Annotated in this window: 13 protein-coding genes; 11 read left to right on the forward strand and 2 right to left on the reverse strand. The window is 33.7% G+C overall.

The features are described from left to right. Positions 1-187 precede the first annotated feature (187 nt). The gene (locus O1A01_RS04870) at positions 188-1,162 is read left to right on the forward strand and encodes a siderophore ABC transporter substrate-binding protein (protein WP_270065702.1); all 975 of its coding nucleotides are present in this window, start codon (positions 188-190) and stop codon (positions 1,160-1,162) included. Positions 1,163-1,232: 70 nt separating this feature from the next. Continuing rightward, the gene (locus tag O1A01_RS04875) at positions 1,233-1,925 is read left to right on the forward strand and encodes a nuclease-related domain-containing protein (protein ID WP_270065703.1); all 693 of its coding nucleotides are present in this window, start codon (positions 1,233-1,235) and stop codon (positions 1,923-1,925) included. A 738-nt stretch (positions 1,926-2,663) separates the two neighbouring features. Here the strand turns inward: O1A01_RS04875 and O1A01_RS04880 are convergent. Further along, positions 2,664-3,506 (reverse strand): patatin-like phospholipase family protein, encoded by an 843-nt coding sequence (locus O1A01_RS04880; RefSeq protein ID WP_270065704.1) that lies wholly within the window; start codon positions 3,504-3,506, stop codon positions 2,664-2,666. Positions 3,507-3,813: 307 nt separating this feature from the next. On the opposite strand from O1A01_RS04880, the gene pepF reads away from it, so the two are divergent. The 8 genes from pepF (at position 3,814) to O1A01_RS04920 (ending at position 13,797) form a co-directional block, all read left to right on the forward strand. Further along, a complete protein-coding gene (gene pepF / locus O1A01_RS04885) occupies positions 3,814-5,628 on the forward strand; it encodes an oligoendopeptidase F (RefSeq protein ID WP_270065705.1) in 1,815 nt (604 codons plus the stop codon). A gap of 210 nt (positions 5,629-5,838) precedes the next feature. Beyond that, positions 5,839-6,966, forward strand: a complete 1,128-nt coding sequence (locus O1A01_RS04890; protein WP_235858245.1) for a histidine kinase N-terminal domain-containing protein — start codon at positions 5,839-5,841, stop codon at positions 6,964-6,966. A 372-nt stretch (positions 6,967-7,338) separates the two neighbouring features. Next, complete coding sequence (locus O1A01_RS04895; protein ID WP_270065706.1) at positions 7,339-8,292, forward strand: ABC transporter permease; 954 nt, start codon at positions 7,339-7,341, stop codon at positions 8,290-8,292. Further along, entirely contained in the window at positions 8,282-9,229 is a 948-nt protein-coding gene (locus O1A01_RS04900; RefSeq protein WP_066419927.1) for an iron chelate uptake ABC transporter family permease subunit, read from the forward strand. Before O1A01_RS04895 ends, O1A01_RS04900 begins: the two co-directional genes overlap by 11 nt. Next, on the forward strand, positions 9,226-9,984 hold the full coding sequence (locus O1A01_RS04905) for an iron ABC transporter ATP-binding protein (protein WP_270065707.1): 759 nt from the start codon (positions 9,226-9,228) through the stop codon (positions 9,982-9,984). The genes O1A01_RS04900 and O1A01_RS04905 overlap by 4 nt, the downstream gene beginning before the upstream one ends. Before the next feature lie 105 nt (positions 9,985-10,089). Continuing rightward, positions 10,090-11,037, forward strand: coding sequence for a siderophore ABC transporter substrate-binding protein (locus O1A01_RS04910; protein ID WP_066419932.1), 948 nt, complete (start codon positions 10,090-10,092; stop codon positions 11,035-11,037). 208 nt (positions 11,038-11,245) lie between these two features. After that, complete coding sequence (locus O1A01_RS04915) at positions 11,246-12,514, forward strand: hemolysin family protein (protein ID WP_270065708.1); 1,269 nt, start codon at positions 11,246-11,248, stop codon at positions 12,512-12,514. 296 nt (positions 12,515-12,810) lie between these two features. Continuing rightward, on the forward strand, positions 12,811-13,797 hold the full coding sequence (locus tag O1A01_RS04920; protein ID WP_066419942.1) for a sodium:calcium antiporter: 987 nt from the start codon (positions 12,811-12,813) through the stop codon (positions 13,795-13,797). A gap of 38 nt (positions 13,798-13,835) precedes the next feature. Here O1A01_RS04920 and O1A01_RS04925 read toward each other — a convergent pair whose 3' ends face one another. Beyond that, a complete protein-coding gene (locus tag O1A01_RS04925; protein WP_270065709.1) occupies positions 13,836-15,533 on the reverse strand; it encodes a methyl-accepting chemotaxis protein in 1,698 nt (565 codons plus the stop codon). 238 nt (positions 15,534-15,771) lie between these two features. On the opposite strand from O1A01_RS04925, the gene O1A01_RS04930 reads away from it, so the two are divergent. Continuing rightward, positions 15,772-16,905, forward strand: coding sequence for a S8 family peptidase (locus tag O1A01_RS04930; RefSeq protein WP_443081797.1), 1,134 nt, complete (start codon positions 15,772-15,774; stop codon positions 16,903-16,905). Positions 16,906-16,912: the final 7 nt, after the last annotated feature.

Raw genomic sequence — 16,912 nt, forward strand, 5'->3', positions numbered from 1 at the left:
GTTTCTTCAATCTATTAATATAATTATCATTGTTAATGATAATCATTATCAACGAATGGAGATTCGTTTTTTTATTTAGCATTAAATGATAATGAATCTCATAATCATTTGTAGGGGGTTTAGTTCAAACTAGTTAAATGAACGCTTTTCAATATTGTCTTTACATAAAAAATATGAGGTGAACAAAATGAAAAAATGGTTAAGTGTTTTATTATTTATGACAGTTATGACAGTTTTAGCAGCATGTGGTACGTCTAACAATACATCTGGTACTGCTAACAACGGAAGTGGAGATAATGGAAATGGTGACAGTGGTTCTGAAGTAGCTACACTTACAATTGAGCACGAACTTGGAACAACGGAAGTAAGTAAAAGTCCTGAAAAAGTAGTCGTTTTTGATTTTGGTATTTTAGATTCTTTAGATCAAATGGATGTTGAAGTTGCAGGTGTTCCACAAGCGAACATCCCTCCGTACTTATCAAAATATGAAGATAGTAAATATGAAAATGTAGGTAGTTTAAAAGAGCCTGATTTTGAAAAAATTAGTGAAATTAACCCGGACTTAATTATTATCTCTGGAAGACAAGCAGAATCTTATGATGAGCTATCTAAAATTGGTCCAACTATATTTTTAGGTGTAGATACAAATGATTACTTAAACTCTTTCACTAAAAATATGGAAACATTAGGTGAGATTTTTGAACAAGAAGAATTTATTCAACAGCAGCTTGCTACTGTTAAAGAATCAATTGAAGCGTTAAAAGAGAAAGCAACAGCATTAAACAAAAATGCGTTAATCGTTTTAGCTAACGAAGGTAATATTAGTGCTTACGGAGCTGGTTCTAGATTTGGAATTATTCATGATGAATTCGGATTCACGCCAGTTGATGCGGGTATCGAAGTATCTACACACGGAATGAACGTTTCTTTCGAATACATTTTAGAACAAGATCCTGACTATTTATTCGTAATTGACCGTGGCGCAGCAGTTGCTGGTGAATCTTCCGCAAAACAAACAGTTGAAAATGCAATTGTAGAAAAAACAAAAGCATATCAAAACGGAAATATCGTATATTTAGACCCTAACTACTGGTACCTTTCTGGTGGAGGTTTAACATCCGTGCAAGAAATGGTAAAAGAAATTGAAGGATCTATTAAATAATAGTGTAAATGGAAAAACTCAGCCTATGCTGAGTTTTTTTATTATGTTCATAAGGAGGAATAAAAGCGAAATGTCGAATATTGATGTTGGAATCTTGAAAGGAGTGATCATTATTAAAGAAAGAAAAACCCCAATTTATTTATTAATGCTTGAAGCTGCAAAAAGAAGAGTGCCAGTGAAGCATCCAAGCAGAAGCCTTTTAGAGGAAGAACTTTGGAAGCAGCAAGCTGGATTTCGTGGTGAAAAAACGTTGGACTACTACCTCTCCCTTTTATCGAAAAGCGAATCGCTTACTTTAACTAACCTCCGATTACCCAACAAAAGCAGTTACTTCCAAATAGACACATTAGTAATGACAACTCGATATATTCTCATCTTAGAATCGAAAAACTTCGCAGGAGAACTTATTTACCAAGCAAGCTCAAACCAATTAACTCAAGCAAGGATCGAAAAAGAGCTAGTTTCTTATGACCCTATATCACAAGTAGAAAGACATAAGCTTCAGTTATTGGGATTGTTACAAGCTCTTCAATTACCTGCAATCCCAGTTCTTACATTAGTTGTACTTACCAATTCATATACAACTTTAAAATCAAATCCAGAGTATGTGAAAATTCCAAGTAATATAGTGCGAGCAGAGGCACTTCCTATGAAACTAGTTGATATTAATCGCATTCACCGAAAGGAAATTTGGTCTACTTGTGAATTGAAAAGAGTAGAAAATCTTTTGAAAAAGAGAAATGTGTCTTTTGAGCCTAATTAACTAGAAAAGTTTAAAGTTCGTAAAGAAGAACTAATCAAGGGGGTACATTGTCCATCCTGTCTTGTAATGGGGATGGAGAGGTTAAAAAATGGCATATGGCTATGTCCTGATTGTAGATATAAAAGTTCCGATGCTTACAAACATACTCTCAACGATTACTATTTATTAATTAGTAACGAAATTACAAATCGAGAATTTCGAGACTTTATTGGTGGACTCCCTATAGTTACTGCTTCGAGGTATTTATCAAAATTAAATCTAAAACGTACGGGGAGTTTGAAGAGTACTCGGTATCATTTAAAGTTGTTTTCTTGAGAAGGGTCGGTGATAAATAAACCGAGGCCAGTGATAAATAAAAGCAAGTCGGTGATAAATAAAAGGAGGTCAGTGATAAATAAAAGCGAGTCGGTGATAAATAAAAGGAGGTCAGTGATAAATAAAAGCGAGTCGGTGATAAATAAATTGAGGTCGGTGATAAATAAATTGAGGTCGGTGATAAATAAATTGAGGTCGGTGATAAATAAATTGGGTCGGTGATAAATAAAAGGCGATCGGTGATAAATAAACCGAGGTCAGTGATAAATAAATGCCAGGCAACTGAAAGATAATTCGAAAAAAGTGATAAAAACTCAACACTTCGTTCAATTTTGTCAACGAAAATAACGAATATGGGGATAATTAGTGAACTAAGTACTCCCTTGAGTAACAGCACATAGTTCACTAATATTGCTTTTCACATCATTGAATAAACTCTCTTATCCTACCAATCTGCTCTTCTGCATCACGCATACCTAGTTCATATAACATCTCTAATTTGCTTCGATTACGTTCCATTCTTCCAACTGGTAAGGCGACACTAGGCCGTAATACGATAACATTCTCTTTTTTCTCTTCTTCCAATAAATATTCGATCGTTTCGTTATAAACGCTATGGCGTGTTTGAAGTAAGCCATTTACTTTAGGAAACTCTTTATATTGAAATAAGGACGAAAACTTACTTGGTTTCTTAAAGTAGCCAGCAGGTTTTGTTAATATAACAATATTCTTTCGCTTACCATCTTGTTGTGCTTTTCTAATTGGAATAGGATCAATTATTCCACCGTCTAGTAAAATACGATTATCGTAATGCACTGGCGGAGCAACAAAAGGCAAAGAGCTAGATGCGCGTATAATTGATAATATATTTTCTGCATGGTCGCTTTTGTTAAAATAGACTGCTTCACCGGTATGACAATCTGTCGTGCCGATTACTAATTGTTCATTACTATTTTGGAATGCATCAAAATCAAAGGGGACAATTCTTTTCGGGATTTCATCAAAAATAAAATCCATTCCGAACAGTTGTCTCTTCTTAAAATAATTCCTAACTGAGAAATATCGCCAATCATTGACATAATCTAAATTAACTTTTTTATTTCTACCAGCTTGGCGAGATAGGTAGGAAGCAGCCATACACGCACCTGCAGAAACTCCGATACTATAAGGAAAGTAAAGGTTTTCTTTCATAAAGTACTCTAGTACTCCGGCTGTATATACCCCTCTCATTCCTCCACCTTCAAGTACAAGTCCAACATTTTCCATATAATAATACCTTCTTTGTTTTTAGAATAAAACTATTTTAACAGACTGGAAATAATATGTCAGAAAATATGCTAGTAAGTAAAAAAAATTTAGCTTAAGAGGAAGTGAAAATTATTAAACTATAAGGTTCTACTATTGAACATGGTCCACTTGTTAAAGTTGCATAAGAAAAACTAACGCAACTCTCAAGAAGCGGATTTTTTAAAAACAAATGGAAATTTCGGAATAATTGTACAAATATTACTCCAATTCGTTTATAATAAAAAATATTTAGAGCTTCGAAATTATTAGTAGAGGGGTAAATAAAATGCAAAATGTACAAGTGAAAAATACTTTAAGAAATGAAGTACCTGAAGAACTAAAATGGGATTTAACAGACCTTTTTCCGACGAAAGAAGCATGGAAAGAAGAATTGGAAGCGATTAAACAAGAGGTGCCAACAGTTACTCAATATAAAGGAAAACTTGGCGAAGGAGCTAACAATTTATTAGAATGCTTATCACAACAAGAAGCACTTTATGTTCGTGTGATGCGAGTAGCTACTTATGCTAATTTGCAACAGGCAGAGGACGGAACAAATTCAGAGAGCCAAGCACAATCAGCATTAGTTGGTTCATTTTTAGCTTCAGTTTCAGCGTCAACTGCTTTTATCGATTCGGAAATATTAGCTTTACCTGACGGAACAGTAGAAAAATATTTAGTAGAAGAACCTAAGTTACAAGCTTTCCAAAAGCCTTTAAATGAGCTGCTAGAAACGAAACCACATATATTGCATCCTGAAACGGAAGAAACGTTAGCAGCGCTTGGGGAAGTATTATCATCACCATATATGACGTATCAGCGCAGTAAATCTTCTGATATGGCTTTCGCTCCGTTCCAAGATGAACAAGGAAAGGAACTACCTTTAACTTTTGCAACGTTTGAAGATAGATATGAATTATCACCTAATACGGAAGTACGAAGAAATGCGTTTCAATCATTTACAAATACATTAAAGCAATATCAAAACACTTTTGCAGCTACATACTCAACCGAAATTAAGAAACAAGTGACTCTTTCTCGTTTGCGCGGGTATGAGTCCGTCACACATATGCTACTGCAACCACAAGATGTTTCATTAGAAATGTACAACAACCAATTAGATGTTATTCAAAAAGAATTAGCACCTCATATGCGTCGATTTGCTAAATTGAAAAAACGTGTACTAGGATTAGATAAACTAATGTTCTGCGATTTGAAAGCACCGTTAGATCCTGATTTTAACCCTACAACTACTTATGAAGATGCTTCTAAAGTTATATTAGAATCACTTCAAGTAATGGGACCAGAGTATGTGGAAATTATGGAAAAGGGGTTAAAGGACCGATGGGTAGATTTAGCTGAAAACGTTGGAAAATCTACTGGTGCTTTTTGTGCAAGTCCATATGGAGTACACCCATACATTTTGATTACTTGGACAGATACAATGCGCGGCGCATTTATATTAACGCATGAATTAGGACATGCCGGACATTTTTACTTAGCTGGAAAAAATCAGACATATTCTAACACAAGACCGTCTATGTATTTTGTAGAAGCACCGTCCACGATGAACGAATTACTATTAGGGCAGCATTTATTAAGTACAACAGAAGATAAAAGAATGAGAAGATGGATTATTCTTCAATTTTTAGGAACATACTATCATAATTTTGTTACACATTTATTAGAAGGCGAGCTTCAAAGAAGAGTGTATGCTTTAGCGGAAGCTGGTACTCCCATTACTGCGAAAACGTTAACGGAACAAAAAACAGAAGTTCTATCTAATTTCTGGGGAGACACTGTGGAATTAGATGAAGGAGCTGGCTTAACGTGGATGCGTCAACCGCATTATTACATGGGCCTATATCCATACACATACTCTGCTGGTTTAACAGCATCTACTGCAGTAGCGCAACTTATGAAAGAAGAAGGTCAACCTGCAGTTGATCGTTGGATAGAAGTATTAAAAATGGGTGGGACGAAAACTCCTTTAGAACTGTTAAAACACGCAGGTGTTGACATGTCAACGCAAGAACCAATTAAAAAAGCTGTAGCATTTGTAGGAAGCTTGATTGATGAATTAGAAAAAAGTTATGAATAATAACTAATATCTTTTAAAACCCGCCATAAATGGTGGGTTTTTAGTTTATAGAAATATGGTTTACTCATTAAAGTCGATTAAGAAGGATTAACACAAACTCGTTTCGTCCAATGGATTCGTGAGTTTTCTAATATTAGTGAAAAATAAAGGAAAATCTCACTTTTTGTTGAAATTAAATATATAAAGTTCTGTTTGGTGGTGAAATGTCTCTTGAGTAATGTAGCTAAAGCCAATTTCGACAAAATATTTCTCTTTTTACAAGAAAACCAAGATGAATTTTTAATGGAGTGGGAGCATTATATTAAGCTTTCCGATAACGATATACATAAAGATAAAGTGAAAAATAACGGTTATCAAATGTACATACTTGTAAAAAAGGCATTAAAAGACTTAATTTCGAATGAAGAACTAAAACAGCTAGCTACTAAAGTCGCTCTTGAAAGAGTAGAAGCAAATATTAATATCGGGGAATTTGTTTTTAATGTTAATTTCGGAAGGACTGTCATTCTAAAATATATAAGTAAAGTAGACATTCCAATAGAAGATTTGCAAAGTGCAATAGAGAAGATTAATTACCTTTTTGATCAATTTAGTTATTATGCTGTAAAAAAGTATACAGAAATAAAAGATAAAGAGCTGGAAGAAAAAACAATACTAATTCATGAAACTCAGAAAGATCGCTTAGCATTACTAGGTCAAATGTCTTCAAGTTTCGTCCACGAATTTCGTAATCCTCTTACAGCAGTAATTGGGTTTACTAAACTGCTTCGTGATGAGTACCCAACATTAAAGTATCTAGATATTATCGATGTTGAATTAGAGCAACTTAATTTCAGAATTACACAATTTTTGCATACTTCTAAAGCTAACATTCCTGGTAGGAAGCCTGAAAAAATAAACGTAAATGAGGTAATCGATAACATTTTACAACTAACGTACCCTAGTATTGTCGCCGCCGATGTTGATGTAAAGGTAGAAATGGAGTGCGAAGTAATATTAGAAGGAAATAAAGATGAATTAAGACAAGTGTTACTAAATTTAATCATTAATTCAATTGATGCATTAAGTAATAGAGAAAAACCTAAAGTAATAAAAATAACGAACTGTGAAAACGGAAGATTTGTAGGTGTTTCAATTTCTAACAATGGACCGGAAATACCTGAGAATACAATTGGAACGATATTCGAGCCATTTTATACAACAAAGGAGTTAGGAACAGGAATAGGGCTTTTCGTTTGTAAAAATATTATTGAAAAACATAACGGTACCATTACATGTAAATCATCAAGAGAAGAAACAATCTTCCGAGTTGAACTACCTAGGCTTGAAAAAGTGTAATGATGTTATTGTTTAAAGCACACTCTATTATTGAGTGTGCTTTTCGATTTATCCAAGGTATATACTCATTTTTTAGTGTCTGTTTAACAGTTTATTTTTCAATTCGATTTGTACACGCCACGCTTTTTGCCTTTGCACTATTACAACTATCATTAAATTGTTAAGAAAAAGTGAAATAGTTCCACAATTCAATTCAGTTTCAGTATAAAGACCTTGACTGTCAATTGATTATAGAGATATAATTATTACTGGTAATGAGAATCGTTATCAGATTTTTGGTGCGGAGCATCACTTTTATTTTTATTTTTAAATGATAATGAATATCACTTCGTAATTAGTGAAATAAAAAGCAACATAATAGGGGTTCTAGACATGAAAAGAAGGTATTTAATAATCTTACTAATAATTTTATCCATTATCTCCTTATTTATCGGAGTGAAAAACATTACACCACTTGACTTAATTTATTGGAGAGATGATGAAGTACAAATTTTTCTAATAAGTCGAGTACCACGGTTAGTAAGTATTATTATTGCCGGTGTTTCTTTAAGTATTTGTGGTTTAATCATGCAACAATTAACTAGAAACAAGTTTGTTTCTCCTACTACTGCTGGAACGATGGACTCTGCGCGTTTAGGTGTTCTAGTTTCGTTAATGTTATTTACATCTGCAAGCATGTTCCAAAAAATGATTGTTGCGTTTATTTTTGCTTTACTAGGAACCTTCATTTTTATGAAAATATTAGAAAAAGTTAAGTATAAAGATGCCATTTTTATTCCGTTAGTAGGTTTAATGTTTGGTAATATTATAGGTTCCATAACTACTTTCTTTGCGTACAAGAACGATTTAATTCAGAATATGTCTTCATGGCTACAAGGTAATTTTTCGTTAATTATGCAAGGAAGGTACGAATTACTCTATATAAGTATTCCTTTAATGGCTATCGCCTATCTTTATGCTAACCGATTTACGGTAGCTGGGATGGGAGAGGAATTCGCAGTTAACCTAGGAATGAATTATAAACGAGTAGTTAATATCGGATTAATTATTGTAGCGTTAGTAGCTACATTGGTATTGTTAACAGTCGGTATGATACCGTTTTTAGGATTAATTGTTCCTAATATCGTAAGTTTATATCAAGGAGACAACTTAAAGAAAAACCTATCTCATACTGCCCTAATTGGTGCAATCTTCGTATTAGTATGTGACATTCTTGGTAGAACGATTATTTACCCGTATGAAATCCCTATCGGTTTAACAGTAGGTGTTATAGGAAGCGGAATGTTCCTGTACCTATTAATGAGGAGAAAGAATTATGCAGCTTAAGTGGAAGATTTCAGGATTAATAATAGTATCAGTCGCATTAATACTAACGTATTTATTTATCGGGTTAGGTAGTAACTGGGGTTATGTTTTACCTAGAAGAGGAATGAAAATTTTAGCAATCGTCATCACTGGTGGAACAATTGCAATTTCTACCGTCGTCTTTCAAACGATTACAAACAACCGAATTTTGACTCCAAGTCTTTTAGGTTTAGATAATTTATATATTTTAATACAAACTTTTATTATATTTTTATTTGGTTCTACTAGCTTTCTTTTAATCAACAAAAATGTGAACTTTATTATCTCTATCTTATTAATGGTGTTATTTTCCTTAGTCTTTTATAAAATCTTGTTTAAAAGAGAAGGAAACAATATATACTTTCTTTTACTTGTAGGGATTATATTTGGAACATTATTTGATAGTGCTTCTACGTTCATGCAAGTACTAATTGATCCAAATGAGTTTATGGTTGTACAGGATAGAATGTTTGCTAGTTTTAATAATGTACAAACAGATTTAATTTTTATTGCAATAGGTGTACTCGTTTTAGTTGGACTCTATTTTATGAAGTTTGCCAACTACTTAGATGTTCTATCGTTAGGTAAAGATGAGGCAATTAACTTAGGTGTTGACTATGATTATGCAGTAAAACGGTTATTAATTGTTATTGCTATTCTAGTTTCTATTTCAACGGCATTAGTTGGTCCAATTATCTTTTTAGGTTTACTAGTAGCCAATGTATCGTATGAGTTTTTGAAAACGTATAAGCATAAGTACTTACTTATAGGATCTGTTTTTATTAGTATTATTGCACTTGTAGGTGGGCAACTCGTAGTAGAGAGAGTCTTTACGTTCTCAACAACTCTAAGTGTCATTATCAACTTTATTGGTGGAGTGTACTTCATATATCTTCTACTAAGGGGGACAAGAAAATGATTGAAGTTTTAGGTGTAAGTAAAGCGTATGGAAATAAAAAGGTCGTAGAAGATGTTTCTGTTAATATTGAAAAAGGGAAAATAACGACTTTTATCGGGCCGAATGGAGCTGGGAAAAGTACGTTATTATCAATCGTTAGTAGGCTGATTAAGCAAGATGAAGGAAAAGTTCGCATAGATGGTAGAGATATAAATAGATGGAATAGTAATGAATTAGCAAAGAAAATTTCAATATTAAAACAATCTAACCAAATCAATATTCGCCTTACAGTACGTGAGTTAGTTGCATTTGGACGTTTCCCTTATTCACAAGGTAATTTAACAAAAGAAGACTGGCAATATGTTGATGATGCAATCCAGTATATGGACTTAGGTGAGATGGAGGATAAGTTTCTTGATCAGCTAAGTGGTGGTCAAAGGCAACGTGCTTATATTGCAATGGTAATTGCCCAAAATACAGAATATATTTTACTAGATGAACCGCTGAATAACCTTGATATGAAACATTCCGTTCAAATAATGAAGGTATTAAGTAGACTAGTAAAAGAAAGAGGAAAAACAGTTATTATTGTTATCCATGATATAAATTTTGCGTCTGTATATTCAGATTATATTGTTGCTTTAAAGGACGGAAAATTAATTAAGGAAGGCGCTACCGATCACATTATTAATTCAGATATTTTGAAAACAATTTATGATATGGATATTCATATAGAAAATATTCAATGTAATAGAATTTGTGTGTACTTTTCTTAGTAGCTAGAAGAATACTTAACTGTTCTTTATCAGGCATTTATAAAAAAGGGAATGCCTGTTTTATTAAAGGCTACAACAATAAATAGAGAATTAAGAGGGGTTCTTATGAAAAAATTATTAACTGTTTTTACAATTATATTTTTCATTACAATTTTAGCTGCGTGCGGAAATACTGACACAACGTCTGGAAATGCTAGCTCAAATAGTAACGATGAAGATGTACTAACAATTGAACATGAACTAGGGAGTACAGCTGTAACTATTAACCCATCAAAAGTGGTAGTGTTTGATTTCGGTATTTTAGATTCATTAGATAAAATGGGAATAGATGTAGTTGGAGTTCCACAGGCAAATATTCCGCCATACTTATCGAAATATGAAGATGAGAAGTATGAAAATGTAGGAGCTTTAAAAGAGCCAGATTTTGAAAAAATTAGTGAAATTAATCCGGACTTAATCATTATTTCAGCAAGACAGGCTGAATTATATGATGAGCTATCTAAAATCGCACCAACGATTCATCTTGGTATTAATACAAATGATTACTTACAATCATTTGAAAGTAATATGCAAACGTTAGGTCAAATTTTTAACCAAGAAGGTTATATCGAACAACAACTTGCTTCAATTAAGAGCGCGATTGAACAATTGAGTGAAAAAACAACTAAAAATGGAAAAAATGCGTTAATCATACTGGCGAATGAAGGGAATATTAGCGCATACGGCCCAGGATCTCGTTTCGGTATCATTCATGATGAATTTGGGTTTGAGCCAGTTGACGCTGGTATTGAAGTTTCAACACATGGGATGAATGTATCATTTGAGTACATTTTAGAGCAAAATCCAGATTATTTATTCGTTATCGACAGAGGTGCAGCGGTTGCAGGTGAATCTTCTGCAAAGCAAACAGTTGAAAATGCGCTAATTGAAAAAACGAAAGCATACCAAGAAGGTAATATCATTTATTTAGATCCAAACTATTGGTATTTATCCGGTGGAGGTCTAATATCAGTTTTAGAAATGGTGAAGGAAATTGAGGGAGCACTTCAATAATGCCAAAAACTCAGCTATGAAAGGCTGAGTTTTTAATATATCTAAAATTAATAACGAAGATATTTTTGAATTAGAGACAATTTTGTAAAGAAATCTAAAATATTCCAATATAAACGTAATAAAAATATTAAAAGTATGCATTTTTATTGCTAAAATGTTTAAAATTGAATATATTTATATTAATGATTACTAGGAGAGTGATGAGATTTTGGACAGTATACCCTATGACTCGATAATCTTTTTTGGAGCATTATTAATACTTTCGGGTTATTTTTCTGCATCAGAAACAGCTATTACAAGTGCGAACAAAGTTCGTTTACGAAATATGGCTGATGATGAAAATGTAAAAGCACAGCGTTCGCTTAAATTGACGGAGAAGTTTGACCACAGTTTATCCACTATTTTAATTGGGAATAACATTGTAAACATTGCGATGGCGACGATTGCAACAAAAATTGCGACGGATCTGTTTGGTTCGCAAGGGACCACGTTAGCTATTTCAACTGCTGTTACTACGATTCTTATTCTTATTTTTGGTGAAGTTCTTCCGAAATCGTTAGCGAAACAATATGCAGAGAAATACTTGTTAGTTATTTCTGCTTCTTTAATGGCGGTCATGAAACTCTTCTATCCGATTACTTGGCTTTTTGTCCAGTTAAAGCTTGGCATAAACAAAGTATTAGGTTCTAAAGAAATGGAGCCAACTGTTACGGATGAGGACGTCAAGGCATTAGTCGAGATTGGAGAAGAAGAAGGGACATTTCTCTCTCAAGAAAAAGAACTATTGCATAATGCAATTGAATTTGACGATATAGTTGTAAATGACATATTAACACCACGACCTGATGTCGTTGCTGTGTCCATAAATAATAGTTTACTAGATATTAAGGAAACTTTTGTACGTGAAAAATACTCTAGAATTCCAGTATACGAGGGAACAATTGATAATATTGTCGGGATTATATCACACCGTGATTTTTTCGAGCGATATGTAGAAAATAAAAACTTTGAATTAACAGACATAATGAGAAAACCGCATTTTGTCATCGGTTCAAGTAAAATTTCAAACCTTTTAAAAGAACTACAAAAGTCTAAAAACCACCTTGCGATTGTTATTGATGAGTATGGTGGAACAGCGGGTATTATCTCAATTGAGGATATTATCGAAGAAATTGTCGGTGATATTTGGGATGAGCATGATGAAAGTATACTATTAATTGAAGTACTTCAAGAAGGAAAATTCCGAATGGATGGAAAAACATCCGTTGAAGACTTCTCCACTGTTGTAAATTTAGATGTTAGTGATTCTAGTTCCATCACATTAAGCGGCTGGATTTCTGAAAAAATTGGTTATTTACCGAAAAAGGGTGAAAAGATCCAATTAGATTTTGCGGAAATTATAATTGAAGAAGTCCGTAAAAATAGAATTCAAAAAGTTTTAGTTGAAGTGAAAATGGAACAATCTTATACCGCATAATCCAAAACTCCTCTATTTTAGAGGAGTTTTTTCACGTAATCGGACAATAGAAAATAAAATAATAAGTAGATACAAGCAATTATTTTTACATGAAAATAGTATGTTTAAACAACAACTATAGGTTTATGGTTCTTTAGTTTAGGTTAAAGTATACGAACTATACGAACTAGTTTAAGGAAAAAACTTAACTTTAGTCTAACATAAATTGGTTGTAGTAATATAATTGTGCCGTGCAAAAAATGAAACTACATAATTAATAAGTATCTTTACACTTAGAAAGAAAGGAACTCAATGTCTTGGTCTATTTCTTATTCACTATTTCCGTAATAGCTACAGTACTAATTGCCATGAAATTATCAAAATATGCAGATCATATTAGCCGAAACACAACGTTAGGCGGAGCCTTTTTAGGAGCGATCCTTTTAGGTGGCGCTACCTCTTTACCAGAAATTACAACGAGTTACACAGCGGCTATCATTCATAATCCTGACATGATTTTAGGTAACATTCTTGGTAGTAACTTGTTTAATTTATTAACATTAGCATTTATTAATATTTACTTCTTAAAGCAACGCATTTTTCAATTTAAAACGAAGGAACATTTATATGCTAGTATTTTAAGTTTGTTCCTAACCGTATATTTACTATTTGGGTTGTACATTCAATCAGATATTCACTTTTTTGGAATCGGACTTGATTCTATTTTATTGTTAGTTGGTTATGGCTTTGGATTATGGATTTTATCGAGAATACCGAGTGAAAAGGCAGAAGAAAAAGAAGCTCATCCAGAAAAGATGGAGAGAAATTCTATTCGAGGAACAGTTATAAAGTTTATCGTTAGCTGCTTACTCATCATGGTTTTTGGTACGCTTTTAACGCTTACAGGGGATAAAATAGCAGTAATTACTGGTTTAGGATCTAGTTTTGTAGGAATGTTTTTAATTGCCGTAACTACATCGTTACCAGAGGTCGTAAGTTGTATCGTTGCTGTAAGGCTTGGAAATCCTTCGTTAGCTATTGGAAGCGTGTTAGGTAGTAATTTATTTAATTTATTCGTTCTTGGAAGTTCAGATATTTTTTATCGATCGGGACTACTTTTATCATCGGTAGATATATTCCATTACTTTTCGACGTTTATACTCATTATCATGCACCTAGTCGTTATTTTCGTTTTATTAAGAAAAACGACACATACTCCTAAATATGTGTACGTATCACTATTAATTTTTGTCTTATATGTCGTAAATAGCTTATTTCTACTTTTTAATCCATTTCCACATTAAAAAAGCAATCCGAGTTAATTGGATTGCTTTTTACGCTATTATTTAAATTTAGTGACTAATACATTTAACTGCTCTGATAATTGAGAGAGGTTTTTAGCACTTGAAGCAATTTCCTCCATAGAATGGTTGGATTGTTCAATTGTTGCAGCTGTTTCTTCTATACCAGCAGCTGATTCCTCTGTAACAGATGCAATGGATTCAATCGACATATTAATGTCTTTAGAAGTTTTTGTTACATCTTGTAAGTTATGCGTCATCGTTTGTATTCTTTCACCCATTGTTTGAATATGTTCATGAATCGTACCAAACGTGTCGCCCGTTATTCTAATTGATTCCGTTCCTTCTTTCACTAGATGGAAACTAGTCGTAAGCGACTCGGAGATAATTTTAGATTCCGTTTTAATGCCATTAACGATAGTCGTAATTCCTTCAAGTGACTGGGATACTTGTTCCGCTAACTTTCTTACTTCCTCCGCAACTACTGCGAAGCCTCTGCCGCTTTCACCAGCACGTGCCGCCTCAATTGCTGCATTTAATGCTAAAAGGTTCGTTTGAGCAGCAATACCTTGTATTACTTCGACTAAACTAGATACTTCTTTCGTTTTTTGTTCCAGACCACCAATCTTTTGAAAGGACTGCTCTACATTTTCATAAATGTTTTCCATTGCTTCTACTGAGTTCTTCATTAATTCTTTACCAGAAGATGTTGATTGGAGAACTTCAGATGAAGCTTGGAAGCAATCTTCCCCTAATGTATTCGTGTTACTAATTAGGCTAGTAAACACATTCACTTTTTCATTTATTTCAGAAGCAGCATCTGCTTGTTGATCAGCACCTGCGGATAGCTGTTGCATCGTAGCAGCTACTTGTTCGCCTCCTTGTTGCACCTCGTTTGAAGATTCTTTGAGTGCTTCGCTTTGAATGGTGACTGTTTGTGAAACGTGTTGAATTTCCTCCACCATTGCTTTTAAATTATTTTTCATATGATTGACAGACGTACTAAGCTGGCCGATTTCATCTGTACTTGATGTTTGAATATCGCCAATAGATAAATTTCCTTCTGAAATTTCATTTGCTGTATGTACAACATTTTTTAGCCCGTTACTTATGGAACGGTTTAGTCGAACTATAATGATCCCACTTAAAGCGATTGTTAATACTGTTGCTATCAAAATAACAATGGCACTTCTAGTTATATTAGAGAAAGTCGTTTCGTTACTTTCCTGTCTCATTTGCTCGTACTGACTGCGAAGATCATATAAAATATCTATTGTTTGGCTGTTCAACACTTCCATTTGCCTTAATGTATTAGTAACGATAATTTCGTTATCCATTAAAATAGCTGCAATTAACTCATTGAAAAATAAATGATTAAATTGGTTGTTAATCGTTTTATACTGTTCAAAAGCTTCTGCTTGTGATGAAAGAATGATACCTTCCACATTTTCCTCTAAAGTAGTTAAGTGTGCTGAAATCTCTTCATATTGTTTGACAGTCGTTTCGTTCGGTTGAAATTGATAACTGTATGCTTTTATTGTCTTTTCCTTAACGATAGATCCCATTTCCGTTAACAAAATTTCTTGCCTACTAGCTTGGTCCATTTTTTCAACATTACCACTTAATCGATAAAACTGCATAAAGACAATGGATAATGTAATAACAAATAACGCAAGAGTAATTCCGAAAATAGTAAAGTATTTTGTTCCGATATTTTGTTTTTTCCACCAGTTGCTCATTAGATGTCCCCCAAATTTTAGTCTAATAATTATATCGGAAAAAAATAACGAAATATTAGTGTAAACATTAAATTTGTAAAATGTATATTTGCATCATTGGGAAAGTTAGAAGAATTCTTTAGGCTTACGTGATGATGGACCTCCCTATTTTCCCAATAACAATGTTAGATAACATATGCTAACATAAAAACGAACTAAATACGTCAGAGTATTTAGAAATCAAGGGGGAGGTTTTATTTTGAGAAAATGTTCTAAGTTACTTTCCGTTTTAGCAATCCTAGTTTTAGTTGTATCTTTTGTGTTACTTCCAAGTAGCGCGAGTGCAAATGGGAAGCCAGTAATGAAGGAGTATTTAATTGGGTTTGAGAAGAATGTTGGGGCAAATGATAAACAAACTGTCCAAAATCTTGGTGGGCAAATTAATCATCAATTTCAATATATGAACGTATTAGAAGTAACATTGCCAGAGCAAGCAGTTAATGCGTTAGAGAAAAATCCGAATGTGGCATACATAGAAGAAAATGTGAAAATGCATGCCGTAAGTCAAACTGTACCGTATGGTGTTCCTCATATTAAAGCAGATGTTGCTCATTCACAAAATGTAACTGGGAATGGCGTGAAGGTAGCCATACTTGATACAGGCATCGACGCATCCCATGAAGATTTGCGAGTAGTTGGTGGAGCAAGTTTCGTCGCTGGTGAGCCGAATGCACTTCAGGATGGTAATGGACATGGAACACATGTAGCAGGAACTGTAGCGGCTTTAAATAATCAAGTAGGCGTTCTTGGTGTAGCGTATGACGTTGATCTCTATGCTGTTAAAGTGTTAGGCACTGACGGTAGTGGAACATTAAGTGGAATTGCACAAGGAATAGAGTGGTCTATTGCAAATAATATGGATGTAATTAATATGAGTTTAGGGGGAAGTTCAGGGTCTACTACATTAAAGCAGGCTGCTGATAATGCATACAATAGCGGACTTGTTGTAGTGGCTGCTGCCGGAAATAGTGGAGATTTCTTTGGGCTTATTAATACGATTGGATATCCAGCTCGCTACGACTCTGTTATTGCGGTAGGAGCAGTAGATTCAAATAATAGAAGAGCATCTTTCTCTAGCGTCGGAAGCCAATTGGAAGTGATGGCTCCAGGTGCAAATATTTTAAGTACATTGCCTGGGAATAGTTACGGTTCTTTAAATGGAACATCTATGGCTTCACCTCATGTAGCAGGTGCTGCAGCTTTATTATTAGCACAAGATCCAACTTTAACGAATGTGCAAGTTAGAGAAAAATTACGTGAAACAGCAACAAACTTAGGAAGCAGTTTTTATTATGGAAATGGCGTTATTGATGTAGAGAAAGCATTGCAATAGTTTAATT

The sequence above is a fragment of the Sutcliffiella sp. NC1 genome (assembly GCF_027594365.1).
Taxonomy (GTDB): Bacteria; Bacillota; Bacilli; order Bacillales; family Bacillaceae_I; genus Sutcliffiella; species Sutcliffiella cohnii.